15 protein-coding genes, 1 tRNA gene and 2 pseudogenes are annotated in these 25,036 nt (G+C 63.6%); 11 read left to right on the top strand and 7 right to left on the bottom strand.

Annotated features, from left to right (window positions below; translation table 11 throughout):
- The first annotated feature begins 25 nt into the window (after nucleotides 1–25).
- Nucleotides 26–733 carry an SDR family NAD(P)-dependent oxidoreductase gene (locus tag NKI70_RS11910; RefSeq protein ID WP_023676277.1) on the top strand — a complete coding sequence of 236 codons (708 nt, stop codon included), beginning with the start codon at nucleotides 26–28 and terminating at the stop codon, nucleotides 731–733.
- 104 nt (nucleotides 734–837) lie between these two features.
- Here NKI70_RS11910 and rpsA read toward each other — a convergent pair whose 3' ends face one another.
- From rpsA to aroA, 3 genes are all read right to left on the bottom strand, one after another.
- Entirely contained in the window at nucleotides 838–2,535 is a 1,698-nt protein-coding gene (gene rpsA / locus NKI70_RS11905; protein ID WP_023676278.1) for a 30S ribosomal protein S1, read from the bottom strand.
- Between the two features lie 205 nt (nucleotides 2,536–2,740).
- Complete coding sequence (gene cmk, locus NKI70_RS11900) at nucleotides 2,741–3,391, bottom strand: (d)CMP kinase (protein ID WP_352724619.1); 651 nt, start codon at nucleotides 3,389–3,391, stop codon at nucleotides 2,741–2,743.
- Between the two features lie 273 nt (nucleotides 3,392–3,664).
- Nucleotides 3,665–5,023: a 3-phosphoshikimate 1-carboxyvinyltransferase gene (gene aroA, locus NKI70_RS11895; protein ID WP_352578583.1), complete on the bottom strand. Its 1,359-nt coding sequence runs from the start codon at nucleotides 5,021–5,023 to the stop codon at nucleotides 3,665–3,667.
- Between the two features lie 194 nt (nucleotides 5,024–5,217).
- Between aroA and NKI70_RS11890 the strand changes: the two genes are divergently transcribed.
- Both NKI70_RS11890 and NKI70_RS11885 read left to right on the top strand, forming a co-directional pair.
- Nucleotides 5,218–5,607, top strand: coding sequence for a TIGR02300 family protein (locus NKI70_RS11890; RefSeq protein WP_023676282.1), 390 nt, complete (start codon nucleotides 5,218–5,220; stop codon nucleotides 5,605–5,607).
- Between the two features lie 163 nt (nucleotides 5,608–5,770).
- Nucleotides 5,771–5,846: transfer RNA gene (locus tag NKI70_RS11885), tRNA-Ala, on the top strand.
- A 223-nt stretch (nucleotides 5,847–6,069) separates the two neighbouring features.
- Here the strand turns inward: NKI70_RS11885 and NKI70_RS11880 are convergent.
- Nucleotides 6,070–6,375, bottom strand: coding sequence for a hypothetical protein (locus tag NKI70_RS11880; protein ID WP_352697124.1), 306 nt, complete (start codon nucleotides 6,373–6,375; stop codon nucleotides 6,070–6,072).
- Nucleotides 6,376–6,662: 287 nt separating this feature from the next.
- Here NKI70_RS11880 and NKI70_RS11875 point away from each other — a divergent pair, with 287 nt between their 5' ends.
- From NKI70_RS11875 to NKI70_RS11850, 6 genes and pseudogenes are all read left to right on the top strand, one after another.
- Nucleotides 6,663–12,374: a HAMP domain-containing protein gene (locus NKI70_RS11875; RefSeq protein WP_352697427.1), complete on the top strand. Its 5,712-nt coding sequence runs from the start codon at nucleotides 6,663–6,665 to the stop codon at nucleotides 12,372–12,374.
- A 52-nt stretch (nucleotides 12,375–12,426) separates the two neighbouring features.
- Entirely contained in the window at nucleotides 12,427–14,493 is a 2,067-nt protein-coding gene (locus tag NKI70_RS11870; protein WP_352568366.1) for a PAS domain-containing hybrid sensor histidine kinase/response regulator, read from the top strand.
- Nucleotides 14,494–14,643: 150 nt separating this feature from the next.
- A complete protein-coding gene (locus NKI70_RS11865) occupies nucleotides 14,644–16,143 on the top strand; it encodes a helicase HerA domain-containing protein (protein WP_352645389.1) in 1,500 nt (499 codons plus the stop codon).
- A 239-nt stretch (nucleotides 16,144–16,382) separates the two neighbouring features.
- Nucleotides 16,383–17,009, top strand: coding sequence for a hypothetical protein (locus NKI70_RS11860; protein ID WP_352645387.1), 627 nt, complete (start codon nucleotides 16,383–16,385; stop codon nucleotides 17,007–17,009).
- Nucleotides 17,010–17,200: 191 nt separating this feature from the next.
- Nucleotides 17,201–17,503: a hypothetical protein gene (locus NKI70_RS11855; RefSeq protein WP_156937525.1), complete on the top strand. Its 303-nt coding sequence runs from the start codon at nucleotides 17,201–17,203 to the stop codon at nucleotides 17,501–17,503.
- Between the two features lie 143 nt (nucleotides 17,504–17,646).
- A pseudogene (locus NKI70_RS11850) lies at nucleotides 17,647–18,539 on the top strand (ATP-binding protein); the annotation flags it as partial.
- A gap of 247 nt (nucleotides 18,540–18,786) precedes the next feature.
- On the opposite strand, the gene NKI70_RS11845 reads toward NKI70_RS11850, so the two are convergent.
- The 3 genes and pseudogenes from NKI70_RS11845 to NKI70_RS11835 form a co-directional block, all read right to left on the bottom strand.
- Nucleotides 18,787–21,291, bottom strand: a complete 2,505-nt coding sequence (locus tag NKI70_RS11845) for an adenylate/guanylate cyclase domain-containing protein (RefSeq protein WP_352454712.1) — start codon at nucleotides 21,289–21,291, stop codon at nucleotides 18,787–18,789.
- 42 nt (nucleotides 21,292–21,333) lie between these two features.
- Complete coding sequence (locus tag NKI70_RS11840) at nucleotides 21,334–22,428, bottom strand: branched-chain amino acid ABC transporter substrate-binding protein (RefSeq protein WP_352697121.1); 1,095 nt, start codon at nucleotides 22,426–22,428, stop codon at nucleotides 21,334–21,336.
- A 294-nt stretch (nucleotides 22,429–22,722) separates the two neighbouring features.
- Nucleotides 22,723–23,028 (bottom strand): annotated as a pseudogene (locus NKI70_RS11835) (ABC transporter permease); the annotation flags it as partial.
- A 117-nt stretch (nucleotides 23,029–23,145) separates the two neighbouring features.
- Here NKI70_RS11835 and NKI70_RS11830 point away from each other — a divergent pair.
- Together NKI70_RS11830 and NKI70_RS11825 are read left to right on the top strand one after the other, a co-directional pair.
- Nucleotides 23,146–23,745, top strand: a complete 600-nt coding sequence (locus tag NKI70_RS11830; RefSeq protein ID WP_023676288.1) for an ANTAR domain-containing response regulator — start codon at nucleotides 23,146–23,148, stop codon at nucleotides 23,743–23,745.
- A gap of 2 nt (nucleotides 23,746–23,747) precedes the next feature.
- Nucleotides 23,748–24,986 carry a CmpA/NrtA family ABC transporter substrate-binding protein gene (locus NKI70_RS11825; RefSeq protein ID WP_352591068.1) on the top strand — a complete coding sequence of 413 codons (1,239 nt, stop codon included), beginning with the start codon at nucleotides 23,748–23,750 and terminating at the stop codon, nucleotides 24,984–24,986.
- The last annotated feature ends 50 nt before the right edge of the window (nucleotides 24,987–25,036 follow it).

Raw genomic sequence — 25,036 nt, 5'->3', positions numbered from 1 at the left:
GCGCGCAATGACGGAGCGGTCGAATATGACGGAAACACTGGACGGCAGACATATCGTGGTGACCGGCGGCACCGGTGCCCTTGGCGGCGCAGTCGTAGGAAAACTGCTGGAGCAGGGCGCGATCTGCCATGTGCCCAATGCCCACGCTGCCGCGCCTGCGCATTTTCCCTTTCCGGCGCATGACCGCGTCAGGCTGGCGCACAATGTCGACCTTGCCGACCCTGCCAAGGTCGACGCCTTCTATGCCAGCGTTCCAGATTTATGGGCATCGGTGCATCTTGCCGGCGGCTTCACCGCGGCGCCGGTCGAGAAGATCGAACCCGCCTCCTTCGCCGAGATGATGGACACCAATGCCCGCACCACCTTTCTGTGCTGCCGCGCGGCGATACGCTCGATGCTGGGATCTTCCGTGCCGGGCCGCATCGTCAATGTCACCGCGCGAGCCGGGCTCGATCCGCGGCGCGGCTCCGGCAAGGTGGCCTACGCCGCCGCCAAGGCGGCAGTCGCCGCGATGACCGTGGCGATAGCCGAAGAGCTGAAGGGCAACGGCATCCTGGTCAACGCCGTGGCGCCTTCGACGCTCGACACGCCGGCCAACCGGGCTGACATGCCGAACGCAGATTTCAGCAGATGGGTCAGCCTTGAAGCGGCGGCCGAGGCCATTGCCTACCTTGCCTCGCCGGCCAACATGGCGATCAGCGGCACGCTGGTGCCACTCTACGGCCGGGCCTGAGCCTGCGGTCCGTCGCAAGCAAAGGTCACAAGCAAAAGCCCCGCCGGATCGTTCCGGCGGGGCTTTTTGTTTCGTTTATAACCCGCGCGAGGCGCGGTGTTGGCTTAGCTGCCCTGCTTCTTCAGCGCGGCACCCAAAATATCGCCCAGCGAAGCGCCGGAATCGGTTGAGCCGTACTGAGCGACCGCTTCCTTCTCTTCGGCGATTTCCAGCGCCTTGATCGAGACCTGCAGCTTGCGGGTCTTCTTGTCGAAGGCGATGACGCGGGCGTCGACTTTCTGGCCGACGGTGAAGCGCTCGGGGCGCTGCTCGTCGCGGTCACGGCTGAGGTCGGAGCGCTTGATGAAGGTCTCGATGCCGCTGTCGACCAGCCGCACTTCCAGGCCGCCATCCTTCACGCCGATAACCTCGCAGGTGACGACTGCGTTCTTGCGCAGTTCGCCTGACGTCGCTGCTTCGCCGACCGTGTCCTTGGCCAGCTGCTTGATGCCGAGCGAGATGCGCTCCTTGTCTATGTCGACGTCGAGCACCTGCGCCTTGACCATGTCGCCGCGATTGTACTCTTCGATCACCTGCTCGCCCGGACGGGTCCAGTCGAGGTCGGAAAGGTGGACCATGCCGTCGACGTCGCCTTCGAGGCCGATGAACAGGCCGAACTCGGTCTTGTTCTTGACCTCGCCCTCGACCTGGCTGCCGACCGGATGGCTGCGCGCGAAGGCCTCCCACGGGTTCTCCAGCGTCTGCTTGAGGCCGAGCGAGATACGGCGCTTGGCCGGATCGACTTCGAGCACCACCACGTCGACTTCCTGCGTTGTCGACAGGATCTTGCCGGGATGCACGTTCTTCTTGGTCCACGACATTTCCGAAACGTGGATGAGGCCTTCGATGCCCGGCTCCAGCTCGACGAATGCGCCGTAGTCGGTGATGTTGGTGACGGTACCCTTGATCTTCTTGCCGATCGGGAACTTGGTGCCGATCTCGGACCACGGATCGCTCTCGAGCTGCTTCATGCCGAGCGAGATGCGGTGGGTTTCCTGGTTGATGCGGATGATCTGCACCTTGACCGTCTGGCCGATATTGAGGATTTCGGTCGGATGATTGACGCGGCGCCATGCCATGTCGGTGACGTGCAGCAGGCCGTCGATGCCGCCGAGGTCGACGAACGCACCATAGTCGGTGATGTTCTTGACGACGCCTTCGACCACCTGGCCTTCTTCGAGGTTCTGCACGATTTCCGAACGCTGTTCGGCGCGGCTTTCCTCGAGCACGGTGCGGCGCGACACCACGATGTTGCCGCGGCGGCGATCCATCTTGAGGATCTCGAAGGGCTGCGGGTTGTGCATCAGCGGCGAGACGTCGCGGATCGGGCGGATGTCGACCTGGCTGCGCGGCAGGAAGGCCACAGCGCCGTCGAGGTCGACGGTGAAGCCGCCCTTGACCTGGTTGAAGATGACGCCTTCGACGCGTTCGCCCTTGGTGAACTTCTCTTCGAGACGGACCCAGCTCTCTTCGCGGCGGGCCTTTTCGCGCGACAGCATGGCTTCGCCAAGCGCGTTCTCGATACGCTCGACATAGACCTCGACCGTGTCGCCGACCTTGAGCGTCGTGTCCTTGCCCTTGACGCCGAATTCCTTCAGCGGCACGCGGCCTTCGACCTTGAGGCCGACGTCGATGATGGCCATGTCCTTTTCAATGGCAGTGATGATGCCCTTGACGACCTGGCCTTCGCCGGAATGGCCGGCGGAAAATGATTCTTCGAGCAGGCTCGCGAAATCATCGCGAGTGGGATTTGCAACTGACATAGTTTCTCCTGGAATGCCCCGCAATCTGTCGCGGGGCGGGCGCCGTGGGTTAGCGTTGCGTTGGCCTGCCGGCGTTCCGGGCAAAAAGCCCTTGGCCGCCCTTGAGCGGCAATTCCGGCGCATGAAGAATGCTGGCAGGCTGGTTCATACCCGATATGGGAATTCTTGTTGTCGCCGCCAATCGGCGGCGGCAGGAAAACCCGGCTCAGGCTTCGTTTCTCTTGGCCAGGACGTCGTCGATGATCACCTGAGCTGCCAGAAACGCGGCCTCTATAGCCATTTCCGACGTGTCGAGCAAGTGCGCATCGGCGGCCGGCTTCAAGGGCGAGTCCATGCGGCCCATGTCGCGCTCGTCGCGGCGCACGATATCGGCAAGGATTTCATCGAAATTGGCAGTGCCGCCGATGCTCTCGATTTCGTCCAGCCGCCGCTTTGCCCGCACCTCGGCGCTGGCCGTGACATAGAGTTTTACGTCGGCATCGGGACAGACGACGGTGCCGATGTCGCGGCCGTCGAGCACCGCACCCGGCGGGGTTTTTGCAAAGTCGCGCTGCTTGTCGACCAGTATGCGCCGGACCGACGGGATGACAGCCACTTTCGAAGCCGCCTCGCCGACCGCGTGTGCCGCCAGCACGGCGCGGTCGAGCTTTGCCAGATCGACCTGGCGAGCCGCGGTTTCAGCGGCCGAGACATTGTCGAGCGGCAGGCCGAGCCGGAGCAGCGAATGCGCCACCGCGCGATAGGTAAGACCGGTGTCGAGCAGGTTCAGCCGGTAGTGATCGGCCAGCCGCCGGGCAAGGGTGCCTTTGCCGGCACCGGCAGGTCCGTCGATGGCGATGGTGAAAGTTGAGGTCATTGGCCGCCCACCGGAATCGAAAAGCGCAATGATCCAGATAGGCGTGGCGATCCTTCGCGCCCCCCTCTGTCCTGCCGGACATCTCCCCCACTTGGGGGGAGATCGGCGGCCATCGCGGCTTTCGCCAATTGTCTACGTCGCAGGATTGAGCGGAGCGCCGAAGCTGCCAATCTCTCTCCTTGTGGGGGAGATGTCCGGCAGGACAGAGGGGGGCGCTGTCCCGCCGACGTTGCAGTTTGGCCCCAACCCCCAAGGCTATTGATTGCCATCAAGCTACTCGATCTCCGCGCCCAGCCCCTTCATCAGTCCCATGAATTCCGGAAAGCTCGTTGCGATCATCGCCTGATCGTCGATGGTCACCGGTTTTTCCGTCGCCAGCCCCATCACCAGGAAGCTCATGGCTATGCGGTGGTCGAGATGGGTCTGGACGATGGTGCCCTGTCCGTTGGGGTGTTGGCCGAGGCCCTTGCCGCCGGGTTTTCCGCGCACGACAAGCGAGGCCTCGCCTTCGCTGCAATCGACGCCGTTGAGCTTCAGCCCTTCGGCCACTGCCGACAGCCGGTCGGATTCCTTCACGCGCAGCTCTTCCAGCCCGAGCATCAGCGTTTCGCCCTCGGCGAAGCTGGCCGCCACGGCAAGCACCGGATACTCGTCGATCATCGTCGGCGCCCGTTCGGGCGGTACGGTGACGCCTTTCAGCTCGGAGTAACGCACGCGCAGGTCGGCGACCTCTTCGCCGCCTTCATTGCGGCGGTCGAGAATGTCGATCCGGGCGCCCATTTCCTGCAGCGTCAGCAGAAGGCCTGTGCGGGTCGGGTTCATCAGCACGTTTTCGATGATAATGTCCGAACCCGGCACGATCAGCGCCGCCACCAGCGGAAAGCCGGCCGAGGAGGGGTCGCCAGGCACCGCGATCGTCTGCCCCGTGAGCTTGCCCTGGCCTTCGATGAAAATGTGGCGCACGCCGCGCTCGTCGGTCTCGACCGACAGATTGGCGCCGAACCCCTTGAGCATCTTTTCGGTGTGGTCGCGCGTCATAACCGGCTCGATGACGGTGGTGATGCCCGGCGTGTTCAGCCCAGCCAGCAGCACCGCCGACTTGACCTGCGCCGATGCCATAGGCACGCGGTAGGTGATCGGCGCGGCGTGCTTGGGCCCGTGCAGCGTGATCGGCATGCGGTCGCCGGGCGTCGCCTTCAGCACCTGCACGCCCATCTGGCGGAGCGGTTCGAGCACCCGGCCCATCGGCCGGCCCGACAGCGAGGCGTCGCCGATGAAGGTGGTTTCCATGTCATAGGTGCCGACCAGGCCCATGGTGAGGCGTGAGCCCGTGCCGGCATTGCCGAAATCGAGCGGGCCTACCGGCTGCAGCAGCGCGCCGTTGCCGGTACCGCGGATCACCCACTCAGCGCCATGCTTCTCGATATGGGCGCCCATGGCCTTCATGGCAGCGCCCGTACGCATCACGTCCTCGCCTTCCAGCAGCCCGGTGATGCGGGTTTCGCCGGAGGCCAGGCCACCGAACATGAACGAGCGGTGCGAGATCGACTTGTCGCCCGGCACCCGTGCCGCGCCTGAAAGGCCAGATGATTTGCGGGCGGTGGCCTGCTTCGGGGCGGCAGTGTGCGACATGGTTCTTTCCTGGAAACGCCGGCGGCCGGCCATTTTCTGCTGGTTTGCGGGGTCTCCTATCATGGCGTACCGAAATGGTCATCCCCTTGGTATGAAGGCCTTCGAATTCAAGCTTTTTGGGACGCCGGCTTTTCGCTTTGACAGCGCCGTAAACTCTGGTTAAGGGGACCAAACTTTCATCGACGAGGCTTGCTGTGGCAAAACCCGAACTTGGCACCAAACGCATCGACCCGGAGACGGGTCGAAAATTCTATGACTTGAACAAGGACCCGATCGTCTCGCCTTACACGGGCAAGAGCTATCCGCGCTCCTATTTCGAAGAAGGCAAGATCGCCGCTCTCGAGGAGGAAGAGGAAGTTGCCGAGAAGGAAGTGGACGCCGAGGAGGAAGAGGGCGTCGAGGTCGTCTCGCTCGAAGAGGCGGACGAGGACGCGAAGGCCGACGAGCTTCCCGATCTCGGCGATGACGAAGACGACGTTGACCTTGGCGATGACGAGGATGACACGTTCCTCGCCGACGAGGAGGAAGAAGACGACGACGTTGCCGACATGATCGGCGTCGGCGAAGACGACGACGAGGTCTGAGCGAACCGCATTCGCCGGCTTTCGCGGCGCTGCCTAGAAAAAGCGGTTCTTGAAGGCTTGATATTGACTGAAGGCGGGGTTAGAAGCCGCCTTCACTAACGGCGCGGTCTAGAACCCGCGCCGGATCTCTTCGCCGGAAACGGCGCCGGTGAACTGCCGGAGTGGGGCCATAGCTCAGTTGGGAGAGCGCTTGAATGGCATTCAAGAGGTCGTCGGTTCGATTCCGATTGGCTCCACCAGTTCTCTCCGCGAAATCAGCAGAACGCCCGCCCGCCCGTCCGGGCTGGCCGTCGCAGAACCTAGCTGAGACTACTGTAATCGGCCGCCCTACTTGGGCTCGCCGATCCATTCAGAAGTAGTGAGCCCGTGCCCGGTCTGTGCATTTTTCTGGCTGTGGTTTGAACCGCGAGCACCGGGACTCGACCAGGCAGCGGGCTGAAATGATCGCTGCGCAAAACTCCGTTACTTGTTGCAGTTCTGCATATCCGACGTCATAGCGCCGCTGGGGGTGTTGTTGTCGGTATCGATGCCCGCCGTATCCTTGCAGCGGTCCTCCATACCGTTTGTCTGCGGCGTGGTAGAGTTCGTTGCGTTCGGATCGATCGTGTTCGGGGTAGTTGCGCTGCCGGTCCCGGTGTTGCCGGCGGAAGTGCCTGTGTTGACGCCGGTATTGCCATCGGCGCTACCGGTCCCGGAGCCCATGGATTGTGCCATGGCAGATGTGGCCAGGCCGATAGCAAGTAGGGATGCAGAGAGAATTTTCATCATCTTAGTGTCTCCATAGAGTTGCATCGCTCTATCGCGATCTATACCAACGAGAGTTTTTTCGAGATGTTCCGTTGGGCAGAAATATTGATCGATACAATCATTATGGATCTTTGTTGCTCGTCATTTCGTGAATGCGACTGCGAAATTCCTGCCGCATAGCGGCAATTTCGTCTGGAACCAAATCGAGCATGCCGCGTTCTTGCGCTTGCGGGGAGTTGTGTCGGCCGCAGGGGACAGTTTCACCAGGACATTCAAGAAATCCGTGAGCTGGGAGGGGCGCTGTGAGCGTGCTTGCATCCACAAGGCAATTGGACCACCGTCAAATACTGAACGCGCTGAAGGCTTTTCGGAGCGGTGACTTCTCCGTTCGCATCGACAATATCTATTCTGGCCTCGATTCGGAGATCGCCGACACCTTCAACGAAATCGTCGAGCTCAACGATCAGGTCACGCGCGAGTTTGAGCGCCTCAGCAAGGTCGTCGGCAAGGATGGCCGGATCGGCGAACGCGGCCGTGTCCGCAACGCCACCGGCAGTTGGGAATCGAGCGTCCGTTCCGTCAACGATCTGATCGAGGACATGGTTCAGCCGACGGCCGAAGTGGCGCGCGTCATCGGCGCGGTGGCCAAGGGTGACCTGTCGCAGACGATGATGGTCGAAATCGACGGCCGGCAGCTGCGCGGCGAATTCCTGCGCATCGGCAAGATCGTCAACACCATGGTCGGGCAACTGGCCTCCTTCGCCTCGGAAGTGACGCGCGTGGCGCGCGAGGTCGGCACCGAAGGCAAGCTCGGCGGCCAGGCCCGCGTGAAAGGTGTGGCCGGGACCTGGAAGGACCTGACCGACAACGTCAACGCGATGGCGACGAACCTGACCGGGCAGGTGCGCAACATCGCCGAGGTGACGACCGCCGTCGCTTCCGGCGACCTGTCGAAGAAGATTACCGTCGACGTGAAAGGCGAAATCCTCGAACTCAAGAACACCATCAACACGATGGTCGACCAGCTCAATTCCTTCGCCTCGGAAGTGACGCGCGTCGCGCGCGAAGTCGGTACAGAAGGCAAGCTCGGCGGCCAGGCGCGCGTCGAAGGTGTCGGCGGCACCTGGAAGGACCTGACCGACAACGTCAACCTGATGGCCGAGAACCTGACCGGCCAGGTGCGCAATATAGCCGAGGTGACGACGGCTGTGGCGCTGGGCGACCTGTCGAAGAAGATCACCGTCGACGTCAAGGGCGAGATCCTCGAGCTGAAATCGACTATCAACACCATGGTCGACCAGCTGAATTCATTTGCCGGCGAGGTGACGCGCGTCGCCCGCGAGGTCGGCACCGAGGGCAAGCTCGGCGGCCAGGCTCAGGTGCGCGGCGTCGCCGGCACCTGGAAGGACCTGACCGACAACGTCAATTCGATGGCCGAGAACCTGACCGGCCAGGTGCGCAACATCGCCGAGGTGACGACTGCGGTCGCTTCGGGCGACTTGTCGAAGAAGATCACCGTCGCCGTGCAGGGCGAAATCCTCGAGCTCAAGGACACCATCAACACGATGGTCGATCAATTGAACTCCTTCGCCTCCGAAGTGACGCGCGTCGCCCGCGAGGTCGGCACCGAGGGCAAGCTCGGCGGCCAGGCCGAAGTGAAGGGCGTCGGCGGCACCTGGAAGGACCTGACCGACAACGTCAATCTGATGGCCGCCAACCTGACCGGCCAGGTCCGCAACATCGCCGAGGTGACGACCGCCGTCGCCCGCGGCGACCTGTCGAAAAAGATCACCGTCGACGTCAAGGGCGAAATCCTGGAGCTCAAGGACACCGTCAACACGATGGTCGACCAGCTGAACTCCTTCGCCTCCGAAGTGACGCGTGTGGCGCGCGAAGTGGGTTCGGAAGGCAAGCTCGGCGGCCAGGCGCATGTCGAGGGTGTCGGCGGCACCTGGAAGGACCTGACCGACAACGTCAACGCCATGGCCGGCAATCTGACCGTGCAGTTGCGCGACGTCTCCAAGGTGGCGACGGCAATTGCGACCGGCGATTTGACCCAGAAGATCACCGTCGATGCGCTGGGCGAGATCCTGCAGATCAAGGACGTCATCAATACGATGGTCGACCAGCTGAATTCCTTCGCCTCCGAGGTGACGCGCGTGGCGCGCGAGGTCGGTTCGGACGGCAAGCTCGGCGGCCAGGCGCAGGTGCGCGGCGTTGCCGGCACCTGGAAGGACTTGACCGACAATGTCAATGCGATGGCTGCCAACCTGACCGGCCAGGTGCGCAACATCGCCGAGGTGACGACGGCAGTGGCGCTGGGCGACCTGTCGAAGAAGATCACGGTCGATGTGCGCGGCGAGATCCTCGAGCTCAAGGACACCATCAATACGATGGTCGACCAGCTGAATTCCTTTGCCTCGGAGGTGACGCGCGTTGCGCGCGAGGTCGGCACCGAAGGCAAGCTCGGCGGCCAGGCGCAGGTGCGCGGCGTTGCCGGCACCTGGAAGGATCTGACCGACAATGTGAATTCGATGGCCGAGAACCTGACCGGCCAGGTCCGCAACATCGCCGAGGTGACCACCGCAGTGGCGCGCGGCGACCTGTCGAAGAAGATCACCGTCGACGTCAAGGGCGAGATCCTGGAGCTGAAATCGACGATCAACACCATGGTCGACCAGCTGAACTCCTTTGCCGGCGAAGTGACGCGTGTCGCCCGCGAGGTCGGCACCGAGGGCAAGCTCGGCGGCCAGGCGCGGGTCGAGGGCGTTGCCGGCACCTGGAAGGACCTGACCGACAACGTCAACCTGATGGCGACGAACCTGACCAACCAGGTGCGCGGCATCGCCGATGTCGTGACCGCGGTCGCGCAAGGCAATCTCAAGCGCAAGCTGACGGTCGATGCCAAGGGCGAGATCGCCTCGCTCGCCGACACCATCAACGGCATGATCGAGACGCTGGCGACCTTCGCCGACCAGGTGACCAACGTCGCCCGCGAAGTGGGCATCGAAGGCAAGCTCGGCGGCCAGGCCCGGGTGCCCGGCGCTGCCGGCCTTTGGCGCGACCTGACCGACAATGTCAATCAGCTCGCGGCCAACCTGACCACCCAGGTGCGCGCCATCGCCGAGGTGTCGACGGCGGTGACCAAGGGCGATCTGACCCGCTCGATCAGCGTCCAGGCCTCCGGCGAGGTGGCGGCGCTGAAAGACAACATCAACGAGATGATCCGCAATTTGAAGGACCAGACGCTGAAGAATGCCGAGCAGGACTGGCTGAAGACCAATCTCGCCCGCTTCTCGCGCATGCTGCAGGGCGAGCGCGACCTGGCCACGATCTCGCGCCTCATCATGTCCGAACTCGCCCCGCTGGTGAATGCGCAATATGGCGTGTTCTATGTGACCAACCGCGACGAGGATGAATTCTATCTGGAGCTCGCCGCCTCCTATGGCGCCGAAAGCAAGGCGGAAATCAAGCAACGCCTCGATCTGCGTGAAGGGCTTGTCGGGCAGAGTGCCGCCGACAAGCGCGCCATCATGCTGGACAATGTGCCGCCGAATTTCCTGCGCGTTACCTCCGGCCTTGGCAATGCCGCGCCGGCGAACGTGATCATTCTTCCGGCTCTGTTCGAAGACGAGGTGAAGGCCGTCATCGAACTCGCCTCGTTCAGCGAATTCCGCGACACGCACCAGTCGTTCCTCAACCAGCTGATGGAATCCGTCGGCATCGTTCTCAACACCATCGCCGCCACCATGCGCACCGAAGGCCTGCTCAAGCAGTCGCAGCTGCTGACCTCGGAATTGCAGGCGCGTCAGACCGAACTGACCAAGAAGCAGGAGGAGCTGCACGCCACCAATGAGGAGCTGCAGGAAAAGGCGCAGCTGCTCGAGAACGAAAAGAAGCAGGTGGAGAACAAGAACCTGGAAATCGAGATGGCGCGGCGGGCGCTGGAGGAGAAGGCCGAGCAGCTGGCGCTTACCTCGAAATACAAGTCGGAATTCCTCGCCAATATGAGCCACGAACTGCGCACGCCGCTGAACTCGCTGCTCATCCTTTCAAACCTGCTCGCAACCAACCAGCAGGGCAATCTCAACGACAAGCAGGTCGAGTTCGCGCGCACCATCAATTCGGCCGGCACCGACCTCTTGAGCCTCATCAACGACATCCTCGACCTGTCGAAGATCGAATCGGGCACCGTCTCGATCGATATCAACGATATGCCCGTGGTGCATCTTCGCCAGCATATGGAGCGAACCTTCCGGCAGCTGGCGACCGACAAGGGACTTGGCTTCACCATCAATGTCGACCCCGAGCTGCCGGAGACCGTCCGCACCGACGAGAAGCGCTTGCAGCAGATCGTGCTCAACCTTTTGTCGAACGCCTTCAAGTTCACCTCGCAAGGCGAGGTCCGCTTGAATTTCCGGGCCGAAAAGACGGGCCGTCACAACGGTTCGGCGCAACCGATGGAGGCGCTCGCGATCGTGGTCAGCGATACCGGCATCGGTATTCCGCAAGACAAGCAGAAGCTAATTTTCGAGGCCTTCCAGCAGGCCGACGGCACCACAAGCCGCAAATATGGCGGCACCGGGCTTGGGCTCTCGATCAGCCGGGAGATTGCCCGGCTGCTCGGCGGCGAATTGCGGGTCGAGAGCACGCCGGGCAAGGGTTCGACGTTCACTCTGGTCATTCCATTCGACGGACCCCGGATGGCCTTGGCCCCGCAAGCGGCGTTGCTGCCGGCGATGGAGGTGGCCGCGACGACAGCGCAGCCGAGCCCGCCGTCCTCCGAATTGCTCGATGACCGCGACACGATCTCGTCGGAAGATCGGGTCGTGCTGATCGTCGAGGACGACCCGACCTTCGGCGGTTTGCTGCTCGGCCTTGCACGTTCGGCCGGGCTGAAAGGCGTCCTGTCGACCGCAGGCTCCGGCACGCTGGCTTTGGCACGCAAGCTGGTTCCCGACGCGATTACGCTCGATCTCGGACTATCGGATATCGACGGCTGGGTGTTGTTCGATCTGCTTCGCCATGACCCGAAAACCAAGGACATTCCCGTTCATGTCATCTCGGGCGCCGAAGACATCGAGGTGCTTGCCCGCAAGGGTGCATCCAGCATTTCAACCAAGCCCGTATCGTCGGACGAACTGATGAAGGTCTTCCAGGATATTCATTCCAGAAAGCTCCGCGTCCAGAGCCGCGTCCTGATCGCCGATCCCGATCCCGAGCGCCGCCTTTCGCTGATCGAGGCGATCCGCGACGGCGTCACCTCGGTTACGGCGATCGGCCGCGTCGCAGCGAATGCGGACGAAATCGGCATCGCCAACTATGATGCCGTTGTGCTCGGCTTTGGCCGCTCGGCCAAGGACAACGCCCAGATGCTGGATGAGATTGCCATCCTGTTCGGGCAGTCGGTGTCGCGACTGCTGTTCTTTGCGCCTCATCCGGAAGCGCTGCAACAGTCGCTCGCCTTGCATCCGGCATTGGCGGATGTTCCGCGGGCGGAGAATTTCGCGCAGCTGGCTCTCCTGATGTCGGCAACACTCCCCGGGCGAGGCCACGAAAACGATGGTGCGGCAGCCGAACAGCCGGACAAATTCGACCTCGCCGGCGCAAAGGTCCTCATCGTCGACGACGACATCCGCAACATCTATTCGCTTACCAGCGTTCTCGAGACCTATGACATCCAGGTGCTGCATGCGGAGCGCGGCCGGGAAGGTATCGCGCTTCTGGAGCAGAGCCCGGATATCGATGCGGCACTGATCGATATCATGATGCCGGAAATGGATGGCTACGAGACGATGCGGCAGATCCGCAGCATGCCGGCGATCGCCCATATCCCGTTGATCTCGGTCACAGCCAAGGCAATGAAGGGCGACCGGCAGAAGTGCCTCGACGCCGGCGCCTCCGACTACATCGCCAAGCCTGTCGACCTCGATCTGCTGTTGGCATTGCTGCGTGTCTGGATCGGCCGTTCGCGATCCCGTGTCCATGGTCCGGAAAAGACGCTCATGGCAGTGAACTGACGGCCGCTCGATGCAGAAGCTGTCGAGAAACGGAGCAAGGAAGCTGGAGGTCATGGCGCCGGCAGCGGGGCCGGCAAAGGCGCGCATCCTGGCCGTGGATGACGACGAGCGCAATCTGCTGGCGATCGGCGAGGTTCTGGCCCCTATCGGTGAAGTCGTCTGCGTGCAGTCGGGCGAAGAGGCGTTGCGCGCACTGCTGAAGGAGGATTTCGCAGTCATCCTGCTGGACGTGCTGATGCCCCGGCTGGATGGCTACGAGACCGCGGGATTGATCCGCCAGCGCGAGCAATCCAGGCGAACGCCGATAATTTTTCTCACCGCCATCAACAAGGAAGACGCGCACATGCTGCGCGGCTACGACGCCGGCGCGGTGGATTACGTGTTCAAGCCTTTCGACCCGGCCATGCTGCGTTCCAAGGTTGCCGTGTTCGTCGAACTTCATGAGAAGACGCTCGAAATCCAGCAAAAGGCGGCTGCCGAGCAACGGCTGCTGGCCCAGGCACTGCAGGCGCAGAAGGAAAAGCTCGAGGCCGAGCGGGCGCTGCGCAGCGCACAGGAGCGGCAGCATGCCATTTTGAGCTCTCTTCCGGTCTGCTTCCACGCAAGGGCGGCGGAGCCGCCGTTCGGCGCCAGCTTTGTCACCGAAGGGGTCGAACGCCTGACCGGCTTTCCTGCGGAACGGCTGACCGCCGATCCAGGCTTCGGCCTGAGCCGCGTTCATCCCGACGATCTGCCGAGAGTGAGGGAGGTCCTGCTCGCAGCCAAGGCCACCGGCTCCTACACCTGCGAATTCCGCTGGCAATGCGCCGACGGCAATTACCGGATTTTTCTCGACCAGGGCGTCCTGTCGAATGGCTCCGACGGCCGGAACCCCGAGATCCTCGGCACATTGCTGGACGTTACCGAGCGGCGCGAGCTTGAGGACCAGCTGCTGCAGTCGCAGCGCCTCGACGCGATCGGCAAGCTTACCGGCGGCCTGGCGCATGATTTCAACAATCTGCTTGCCGCAATTCTCAGCGGATTGGGATTGCTCGAGCGCCATGCCGAGTTCGACGGACAGACCAGGCAGGTTCTGGAACTGACACGCCGGTCGGCAAAACAAGGCGCCGAGCTCGTCAACCGCATGCTTGCCTTCTCGCGCCGCCAGACGCTGCGGCCGCAGGCCGTGCGCCTCGCCGCGCTCGGCGATACAATGAACGGGTTGGTGGCCCCGGTCCTGGGCGGCCTGATCCGTTTCGATTGGCTTGTCGACGACACTGTGTGGCCGGCGCATGTCGATGCCAGCCAGCTGGAGCTCGCGCTGATGAACCTGGTCTTCAACGCGCGCGATGCCATGCCGTCCGGCGGCACGATAATCGTGGAGGCGCAAAATCGAACGCTAGGCAGTGCAGCCGAGGATATTTCGGCGGGCGACTATGTCGTGGTCACGGTCAAGGACACGGGGTCGGGCATACCGGCTGACATTCTCGCCAAGGTCGTAGAACCGTTCTTCACCACAAAACCGGTCGGCAAAGGCACTGGCCTCGGTCTGAGCACGGTGCATGGTTTCGTCAAGCAATCGGGCGGCACGCTTCGCATTGAAAGCACCGTCGGCAGTGGAACATCCGTCCAGCTCTGGCTGCCGCGTTCAATCGAGCGCCCGGTGGAAATCGCCGAGAAGTCCGATGCCGACGACAGCGTCGGGAATGCCGGCGAGGACTATCCATCGGTCCTGCTGATCGACGACAGCAATGTACTACGGGAACTGACGGCGCAATCGCTTCGCCAACACGGCTTTGCGGTTACCTGTGCCGGGGGCGGTGCCGAAGCGCTGGCGATGATCGAGCGGGCGCCGTACGATTTCGATGTCATCGTCACCGATTTTGCCATGCCGCTCGTCTCGGGCCTGGAGGTCATTCGGTTCGCCCGGAATCTGCGGTCCGATTGGCCGGCGGTGATGATAACGGGATATGCCGATGCCGACGCGATCGCCGACCGGCCCCCCGACGTGCCGCTGCTCGGCAAACCGCTGCGCGAAAAGGACCTGATGGAGAGCATTCTTGCGGCGGCCGCGCGCGCCGGCTCGCAGAAAGCCAGGCAGGCCCAGCCGGTGAAAGGCGGGTACCGGTTTTCGACCTGAAGAGACAAGCCTTATCGAATCGAAACGGTACGTTCCGTATCCTCGATCGTCCGCGACATCCAGCCTGTGCGCAACACGGAGCGCCGGCCATGGCGCGCTCGACGGGCTGTGATGCGGTTGATAAGCCCTCTCCGCAAGGAGAGTCGAGACATGACCGTTGCGATCGAGATGGGCCAGACGAGCGCAGGCGCCCCGGCGGCGCTGGATCTTGAGGAACTGCTGGCGACGCGGCTTCTGGTGCAGGGCAATTCGGGCTCCGGCAAGTCCCACCTGCTGCGCCGGCTCTTGGAGCAGAGCGCGCCCTGGGTGCAGCAGACCATCATCGACCCCGAAGGCGACTTCGTGACGCTGGGCGACCGTTTTGGCCATCTGGTGATCGACGCCGAGGAGCATACCGAGCGCGGCCTGCAGAGCGCCGGCGAGCGGGCGCGCATCCACCGCGTCTCCACGGTGCTCAATCTCGAGGGGCTCGACGCCGAGAACCAGATGCGGCGCGCCGCCGCCTTCCTCGGCGGGCTTTTCGAGGTCGCCCGCGACCACTGGTACCCGATGCTGGTGGTGGTGGACGAGGCGCAGCTGTTCGCGCCGGCCGTCGCCGGCGAGGTTTCGGACGAGGCGCGCAAGCTCTCGCTCGGCGCCATGACCAATCTGATGTGCCGTGGCCGCAAACGCGGGCTGGCCGGGATCATCGCCACCCAGCGGCTGGCCAAGCTTGCCAAGAACGTCGCCGCCGAGGCTTCCAATTTCCTCATGGGCCGGACTTTTCTCGATATCGACATGGCGCGCGCCGCCGACCTTCTCGGCATGGAGCGGCGCCAGGCCGAGGCCTTTCGCGACCTCGAGCGCGGGCAATTCATGGCGCTCGGCCCGGCGCTGTCGCGCCGTCCGCTCGGCTTGCGCATCGGCCCGACAGATACAAGCCCGCGCAACGCGACCCCGCGCCTGATGCCGCTGCCGGAATCGGCGTTGGAGGATGCCCGTGCGATCATCCTGGCGGCCCCGCCGCCGGAAACCGTCCGGCCGCAGCGCCGCTCGTCGCCGGATCTGCTCGATCAGCTGATGGCGGCGAAGTCGGCGGCGCTGGAAATCCGCCCGGAAGCAGCGGAGGCGCAAATCAGCGCCGAGGATTTGGCGGAGCGGCGCGAGCGCGTCGACCGGGTGCTGCGCGCCGTGCTGGCGCAACCCGATGCCGGCTTCCGGGTCATCGGCGTGCTTTATCAGGAGTTCGTGGTCCGCTGCCGCATCGAGGGCCTCGCCTCGGTCGTGCCGGACCTGCCCGAGTTCCGCCGCATGCTGACCCGCGCCCGCGCCGGCCTCGGCTCCGACATGGCGGGCGACGACGCCTGGCAGGACGTCTCGGCGCGCGCCTCGCTGCTGCCCGAGGACATGCAAGGCGTGTTCATGATGATCGCTCGCGCCGCCAAGGAGGGCTGGCCCTGCCCGAGCGACGCGGCAATCGCCCGCGCCTACGGCTCGCACTCGCTGCGCCGCGCCCGGCGCCTGCTGACCTATATCGAGGAGCAGGGGCTGATCGTATGCCAGCTCGACGGAGCCGGCCGGCGGACGGTGACGCTGGTGGAGCTCGCCTGGGCAACGGCACCGGGGGATCCCAATGCGGAGGAGGCGGAGCAGGGGAGTTTGGCTGTATGAGACTGGCGCCACGCTGCTCGGCGCATTGGCTGCGCTGTACGCTATGCTGATCTTCGCGATCGGGATCGAGGTCCCGCGGCGGCTGATCGGCAGAAAGCCGCTACGGCTCTAGATTGCCGGGGCGGTCGCAGTGATGATCGGGTACATGCGCTCTGATGGCATCCATGCCGTCTCCCGGGCGGAGAAAATCCTGATGGTGGCTATTCTGCGCCGCCGTCGGTGGGACTGTCTACTGGCTGGTGGCGGTCAAATTGCGCGCTATCCTGACACTCTTGCTCAAGTGTCTGCTCTGCGGCGCCAAGTCGCGAGCGGTTTCATGCGCATTTTTCGAAGGAGGTTTTGCGATGAAAATGTCCCGTTTTTCAAACACCGGCGCTGCGGCATGGCTGGTTGGAGCCCTGCTCAGCCTTGCCGCGCTCGGCGTCACGAAAGCGGAGGCTGCCGACATGCACCAATTGTGCCGCCAGGTGCACAACGACGACACGATCCAGGACTATTCGCCCGCGCTTCATGACGAGACGGTCCAGGCGTTCAAGGCGCTCGCTCCGGACGCTCAAATTGCGCCGGACGATTCCGAACTGCGGGCACAGGCCCAATATCGCTGCATGGACGGCAAGGTCATGGTCTGCTTCGTCGGCGCCAACCTGCCCTGCACCAAGATGAATGCGGCACGCGACAATCCTGGTGCGGATGAGTTCTGTCGGCAGAATCCAAACGCGAAAGACGTTCCAGCCGTCGCGACGGGTCACGATACCGTTTATTCCTATCGATGCCGCAACGGCCAAGCTGAGATAGCAGACGACTTGTGGGAACTCGACGAACGGGGCTTCGCGAAGAAGCTTTGGGCTGAGTTACCCGATCGCTAAGTCCGCTCACGCCAAGTGTTTTCTTGGTAGGCGCTAACCTAGATGTGTTTCGCCTGATGGCGCGAGGCCATTTATGATCGATTCGTGGCGGCAGCACCCGCAAGGAATCGTGACCGACGCCATGCGGGTGGCGGGGCTGCCGGAGTAGTGCTGCGCGCCTGCTTTGGCTTGGGGCTAGCCGGAGGATCGGAATGGGTCTCGACGTTGCAGTTTTCAAAAGCGCTTCGACCATGGAGCGGGAATTCCCCGGCTATCGCTTTCAGCGGGAACCGACAACGGGCGAATGCGAGGTGATCCATCCCGAGGGCGTAAATCTCACCTGGGACGTGGTCACGGTGTGCGACTGGTGTGTCGGAAACATCGCCCACGTCGCCGCGCTTAGAGAGGCGATTGCCGGCCTTCTCGGCGAAGGCTCGGCCTTGGAACGGATTGTCCTTTTTTTCAGCCTGCAGTGTCGGAGACGTCATCGAGGAGCCGAGCTTTGTCGAGCTTGAGCGCGAATTGCGGCTGATCGAATCAAGCACCGACGCATGGGTTCGGGAATTTGCCGATGGACTATCGGAATTGATCCGCATGGCACGGCGCGAGAAAAACCCTATCGTGTTTGTGTGACCGGCAAGCCAAGCAGAGCCCCGATGGCCGGACTTTTCTCGATATCGACATGGCGCGTGCCGCCGACCTTCTCGGCATGGAGCGCCGCCAGGCCGAGGCCTTTCGCGACCTCGAGCGCGGGCAGTTCATGGCGCTCGGCCCGGCGCTGTCGCGCCGTCCGCTCGGCTTGCGCATCGGCCCGACCGAAACGAGTCCGCGCAACGCGACCCCGCGCCTGATGCCGCTGCCGGAAGCGGCGTTGGAGGATGCCCGCGCGATCATCCTGGCGGCGCCGCCGCCGGAAACCGTGCGGCCGCAGCGCCGCTCGTCGCCGACCTGCTCGATCAGCTGATGGCAGCAAAATCGGCGGCGCTGGAAATCCGCCCCGGACCGGTGGAGCCGCCGATCAGCGCCGAGGATCTGGCGGAGCGGCGCGAGCGCGTCGACCGGGTTCTGCGCGCCGTGCTGGCGCAACCCGACGCCGGCTTCCGCGTCATCGGCGTGCTCTATCAGGAGTTCGTCGTCCGCTGCCGCATCGAGGGCCTCGCCTCCGTCGTGCCGGACCTGCCCGAGTTCCGCCGCATGCTGACCCGCGCCCGCGCCGGCCTCGGCTCCGACATGGCAGGCGACGACGCCTGGCAGGACGTTTCGGCGCGCGCCTCGCTGCTGCCCGAGGACATGCAAGGCGTGTTCATGATGATCGCTCGCGCCGCCAAGGAGGGCTGGCCCTGCCCGAGCGACGCGGCAATCGCCCGCGCCTACGGCTCGCACTCGCTGCGCCGCGCCCGGCGCCTGCTGACCTATATCGAGGAGCAAGGCCTCATCGTCTGCCAGCTTGATAGCACTGGAAGGCGGACGGTGACGCTGGTTGAACTCGCCTGGGCGACTGCGCCGGGGGATCCCAATGCGGAGGAGGCGGAGCAGAGGAGTTTGGTGTGAAGGGGGAACGAACTCACTCTGGGAAAGCACCGCTTATCATGCAGGGGGCTAAGTTTGTTTTGCGCCATATCCGGCCTTGCCAGTGATGCCGTGAATGTTAAGTCTCGGCTCCGATGCGGACGTTCCGCCCGAGTTCGAAGACTGACCGCGACCGTTCTGCGGCCTTCGCATCGATAGCGCCAATGAGCGGCGTCCCACATCCCACTCCTTGTGTCCATTGGGAGGGGTCGTTGTGGACCAAGCCCTACTACCCAGGCTTGTGACGAAGCCGATCCAGCGCGTCTCGAAGTGCATTGGCGGCATCGCCACGCTCGTCAGGGGACATCAGCTCCGGTTCAAGTTCCAACCTGAAGTGCGGCAGCTCCGTTCGAACAGCACGACGAGCGGCCGCCAAATTGGCCTTCAGATCGATGACGCGGTAGGTGGCGACGGGATAGGCGATCCCCTTGACCTGGACTTGCCCCAGTTCCTCACAGTCGATTGCGTCCTTCACTTGCGCAAACGTCTCGTAGGAAATGAGGATGGCCCCCGGCGGCGCCTCCTGCTCCAGGCGCGAGGCGAGATTCACGGCGCCGCCGATTATCGTGTAGTCCATCCGGTCCTCGCTGCCGAAGTTACCGACGGTGCAGTAGTCGGTATGGATGCCGATGCGACAGCGCAGCGGTGTTTCGATCCCCATGTCCCGCCAGACTTCGGCAAGCTCGCTAATCCGCTTTTGCATTGCAAGTGCCATCTGCGCGCAAGCCAGCGCGTCCTCCTTGACGCCGCGAGTCTCGGGATCGCCGAAAAACATCAGGATCGCGTCGCCGACATATTTGTCGATCGTCGCGCCGTGATCCGAAGCAATTTTCGACATTTCCGTCAGATAGTGATTGAGGAGTTGGGTGAGATCCTCGGATTCCATTTTGTCAGTGGTCTCGGTAAAGCCGGCGATATCGGAGAAGCATATTGTCAGTTTCTTCCGCTGGCTGGCGATCCTGACCTCCTGGCGGCCGGTGAATATCGAGCGATACACCTGGGGCGCCAGATACTTCGCCAGCTTGCTGGAAAGCGCCTCCAGAACCACGGATTTCTCGGCGAGGTTCTCCTCCCTTTGCTTCAGCTCAGTGATGTCCGAATAGACGGCGACCGTGCCGCCGGCGCTGATCCGCCGCTCGCTGACCATGACCCATCGCCCGTCGCCTCGCCTCTGCACCCAAGGTTCGCCAGGGTTGCGGTGCCGCGAGAGGCGCTCGGCGACCCACTCCTCGACCCGCCCCTCGGCGTCCCTGATGTAGCCGCGCTCAGCGGATCGGCGAATGATTTGCTCGAATGTCGTGCCGGGCGTCAGTTCGGTCTCCAGACCGGTGTAGAGCAATTCGCGGTAGCGGCTGTTGCTGAGGACGAGCCGGTCCTCCCAGTCGTACAGAGCGAATCCTTCGGAGATGCTTTCGATGGCATCGATGAGCCGCTGACGAGCTTCCGCAACGTCGCGCAGGTTCTTTTCCTCGACCTCGACAGCAGTATCCCGGAAGAGTCTCAGCGCTTCGGCCATGCGCCCGATTTCGTCGCTGCCCGCGGCTGGCAGCGGCGCACGAAGATTGCCCCCCGCAATCGCGAGCATGCCTTGGCTCACGGCCCCCAGTCGGGCGAGGAGGCTGCGGTCGACATAGAGCCAGACAACCAGAACCGAACTCAGGAGGCTGAGAAAGGCGGAGCCGAGTACAACCGCGGTGCCGTAGCGCTGGACGAGCGCGGCTTCGCGACCGGACGCAGCGATCTCCTGATCTGCCGTGGCGACCAGGCGATCGACGCCAGCGGTGAGATTGCGCGACAGTCGATTGTTCTCGGCCAGAAGCCTTTCGCCCTGTGCCAGGACAGCAAACTCGTCCTCCCGCACCTTGGGGATGCTGTCCTCGCCGTCGGTCAAACCCCTGAACTCGTCAACACGCTGCCGGAAGCGGGTCCGCAGCTTTTCGTCGATCTCCGTGGAAACCTTTTCAAGAGCAGTGAGCGAACGGCGTAGCGGAAAAAGGATCAACGCCAGGTCGCCCGGCGTCGGCGCGTTCGCGACCTTCACCAGCGCGTCGTTGACCGCCGAGATCTCCAGCTGCGCCTTCTGCTGGGGAATGTAAGCCGCAATCGCCTGGACCAGGTCGGCCATCGCCGCTGCGCGTCGATCGGGCGACAGCGACGTGTCGGCCGCGACCGCCCGCCATTGCGGGAGCCTGGAATCCATTACTAGGATGCCGGTGGCCACAAGGCGCTGGCTTCCGGTCGTCGTCGCGGCGAGGCGGTTCAGGAGCTCCTCCTTGCGGGCGACCACGTCGAGCCGGGCGACAACAAGAGAGTCGAGCTCCTTCAGGTTGCGCCTCAGAACAATCGCGGCTTCCTCGATCTCGGCCAAAGGCACTGTGCCCAACGTGGCATCCCGGAGGTCCGTGCGCAGGGCCTCGAGGCGGGACATCTCGAGCGCGACGGCAGCCGAGACCTCGCTGTGCTGAGCCCTGCTTGTCGCTGCCAGCACCGATGGCGCGGCAGCAGCGACCCGTTCGGCCTGGCGCGACAGCTGGAGGGAGGCGAGCGCCGACGGCACTCGATCCGTGGTAATTCGGTCCACGACGTCGCCAACCTGGAGGAAGGCATAAAGCGCCGCAGCGGTTGCCAGCACCGCAAGGGCGCTGATCCCGAAAAAGGCGAGCAACAGCCGGCCGCGTATGCCGAGGCGTTCAAGCTCGGCGAGTCGGAACAGTCCGGCCACACTGGTCTGCATCAGACTAGACATCTCAGCCGGCACGCCGGCGATCAGCGAACCCTATTCAACCGGCACGTACTCTCCGCCGCGCCAGACGTACCAAACCCAACTCTGCTTCGTGAGGTCGCCCTTGTCGTCGAAATCGACCCGGCCGATGACGGTGTCGAATTCCTGTTCGTGCAGTGCCGCAATGATGGCCTTCTGCTCCAGCGAACCTGCCTTCGAGACTGCCTGGGCCCAAACCTGGACCGCGCAGTAGCTCAACAGCGTGTAGCCCGCGGGTTCGAAATTCTCCGCACGGAACTGCTCAACGACCGCGGCCGCTTCGGCGCTTCGCCTCGGGTCCGCCGGGAACGTGAAGAGGGTCCCCTCCGCCGCGGGGCCGGCGATCAGGGCAAATTCCTCGGTCGCCAAAGCATCTCCGGATATGAGCTGAACCGTGTAGCCACTGTCGTGTGCAGCGCGAGCAATCAGCGCAACCTCGGCATGATACCCACCCACATATAAGGCGGAGACGCCGGCGGTCTGCAACGTAGCGACCTCGGCCGAATAGTCGTCCTTCCCGGGAATGTATGCGTCGTAAACGGCCTCAGTCACGCCCCGCTTGTTCAGCTGCTTCCTGGTCTCGTCAGCGAGACCCTTCCCATAGGTCGAATTGTCGTGGAGGATCGCAATCTTCTTGTTGCCCCAGCGATCGGCAAGGTAGTTGCCGGCGATGAAACCTTGCGCGTCGTCGCGGCCAATGGTGCGAAAGACATTGGCACGGCCCTGTTCGGTCAGCTGCGGATTGGTCGAGCCTGGGGATATCTCAACGACGCCCGCCTCCTCGTACACTTTTGATGCGGGGATCGAGGCCCCGGAGCAATAATGCCCGACGACGAGCACGACCCCGTCAGCCACCAGCTTCTTGGCGGCCGCCACAGCTTGCTCGGGATCGCAGAAGTCGTCGACCGAGATGAGCCTCACCTTCTGGCCGAGCACGCCGCCCGCCGTGTTGACGTCGGCCACTGCCATCTCCGCGCCGCGCTGTCCCTGCTCGCCGATCCAGGCGAGCCGTCCCGTCATCGCAGCCGAGACACCGATCAGCACCTCCGCCCGCGCTGAGCTGAACGCGGCCGCGAGAACTAAGATCGCTATGGCGATGATGCGGTGCATGTGTGCACCCCCTTAACTGCAGCTTACGCCAATCCCGTCAGAGCCGACAGCCCCTTCCGCAAGCGCGGCTGTCTCGGGCTGCTATTGCAGCGCACACCCCAATTTGGCGAAGCAATCATACACTGGAATGGCGTGTCATAACTCGTTCGCTGAGGTCGGAATCGCGCGCCAAATCCGGACGTTACCACTGACCGGAGTGAGCGTCGTGATTGGGTCAAAGCAGCCCCCCGCCTCAGCTTCCCCCTATCTCTCCTCCACAATCCGCAAATAAGCCGCCGTCACAAACAGCACGATTTACCCAAACAATATCCACCACGCCCCTTCCGGCATCTGCAAAATCGTCAGCAGCGTCGTCAGCGCGGTGGGGATCAGCGCCGTTGATTGTGCCGGTGCAGCCGCCGCGGCCGCCGAAGATCGAGGTGCCGCCGACGACGGCGGCGGCCACCCAAGGCAGCACCAGCGGGTCGGCGAGCGACGGCCTTGATCAGGCCGATGTAGTGCAGTGCCGACGAGCACGCTCGAGATAACGTAGAGCGCCGTGATCACCTGCCAGCAGCGGACGCCGGACAGGCGCGTTGCCCGTTCGTTGTCGCCGACCGCCGCCCGCGACGCTGGCCGTCGCGTCCAATTCCTCAGGCGGCGCCTGGACGCCGGCTTTGTTTCCGTGAATCTCGCGATGCCGCATTGCACAATCGTCTCGCCTGCGCAAAATGCGGCATGATCCGCAAATCCCTCACTGTCCTGGTGATCGATGAGAACCACATCCGCGCTTCGATAATCGAAGCGGGATTGCGGGAGGCCGGGCATCAGCAGGTCACGGTCATCCATGACGTCGCCGGCATAGCGCGGCGGATCGCCGAGATCGAACCCGACGTGATCGTCATCGATCTCGAAAATCCCAACCGCGACATGCTCGAAAACATGTTCCAGCTTTCGCGCGTGGTGAAGCGGCCGATCGCCATGTTCGTCGACCGCTCCGATCAGGCTTCGATCGAAGCAGCGGTGGAAGCCGGAGTGTCGGCCTATGTCGTCGACGGCCTGCGTCAGGAGCGGGTCAAGCCGATCCTCGACATGGCAATCAGCCGCTTCAATGCGTTTTCGCGCATGGCGCGCGAACTGGAAGAAGCCCGCAGCGAATTGGAAAGCCGCAAGGTGATCGATCGAGCCAAGGGCATCCTGATGAAGTCGCGCGGCCTGTCGGAGGACGCGGCGTATACGCTGCTGCGCAAGACCGCCATGAACCAGAACCGCAAGATCGCCGAGATCGCCCAGAGCCTGGTAACGGCGGCAGGCCTGCTGGATCCCGAGGAGAGTTGAGAATGGCGGCCGAGCACCGGATCAATGCTGGCTTCATGCCGCTCTTCGACAGCGCTGTCCTAGTCGCGGCGAAGGAAATCGGCTTCGCCCTGCGTGAAGGCATCGACCTGACGCTCAACCGGGAAACATCCTGGGCCAACATCCGCGACCGCATCGCCATCGGCCATTTCGACCTGGCGCATATGCTGGGGCCGATGCCGATCGCCTGCAATCTGGGGCTGACGCCGCTCGCCTCCGATACGGTCGTGCCGTTCTCGCTCGGCCTCGGCGGCAATTGCGTGACGGTTTCGAACGAGGTCTGGGCCGGCATGGCCGCGCACGGCGCCCAACCCGATCTCGATCCGGCGCGGGCCGGCAAGGCATTGCGAGCGCTGATTCGCGAACGGGCGAATGGCGGCGGCGATCCGCTGCGCTTCGCCGTCGTCCATCCGCATTCCGGGCACAATTACGAATTGCGCTACTGGCTCGCCGCCTGCGGCATCGACCCGTCGCGTGAAATCGAGATCGTCATCGTGCCGCCCCCCTTCATGGCCGACGCACTCGCCGCCGGCAGGATCGACGGCTACTGCGTCGGCGAACCCTGGAACAGCGCCTCGGTCGTCGCGGGCACCGGCCATATCGCCACGGTCAAGGCGGCCATCTGGAAGACCAGCCCCGAGAAAGTCGTCGGCGTGCGCAAGGCATGGGCGGAAAGAGAGCCGGACGCGCTTTCAGCCCTGCTGCGTGCGCTTCATCACGCGGCGCGCTGGTGCCAGGATCCGGCAAACCGTGACGAACTCGCGGCCCTTATGGCGCAGCCGGCCTTCCTCGGGCTTGCGCCGGCGCTGCAGATGCCGATCCTCAGCGGGCATCTGGCGCTCGGCGGCGGCGCCGAACTGAGTGTCGGCGACTTCTTTCTGCCCTTCAACAAGGCGGCGAACTTCCCGTGGAAGAGCCATGCGCTGTGGTTCTACACGCAGATGGTGCGCTGGGGGCATGTCGCGCACACGCCGGAAAACCTCGCTATTGCCCGCGACTGCTACCGCCCCGATCTCTACCGCTCGGCGTTGAAGCCGCTTGGCGTAGCGCTTCCCGGTGCCAATGCCAAGGTCGAGGGCGCGCTGAAGGCCGCGACTCCGGTCGGTTCGGCGGGGGCAAGCCTGGTGCTCGGTCCCGATGGTTTCTTCGATGGCCAGATCTTCGATCCCGACGAGATCGACGCCTACATTGCCGGCCAGAAATTGGCGCGCGCCGAAGTCTGATCATTTCGGCGGCATTCTTGTGCGCTGCACAAAAAATGTGCGTGCAACTG

The sequence above is a fragment of the Mesorhizobium sp. M0500 genome, from assembly GCF_040321165.1.
GTDB lineage: Bacteria > Pseudomonadota > Alphaproteobacteria > Rhizobiales > Rhizobiaceae > Mesorhizobium.
Note: the sequence above shows the minus strand (reverse complement) of the source record. Positions and strands in the feature narration are given on the sequence as shown.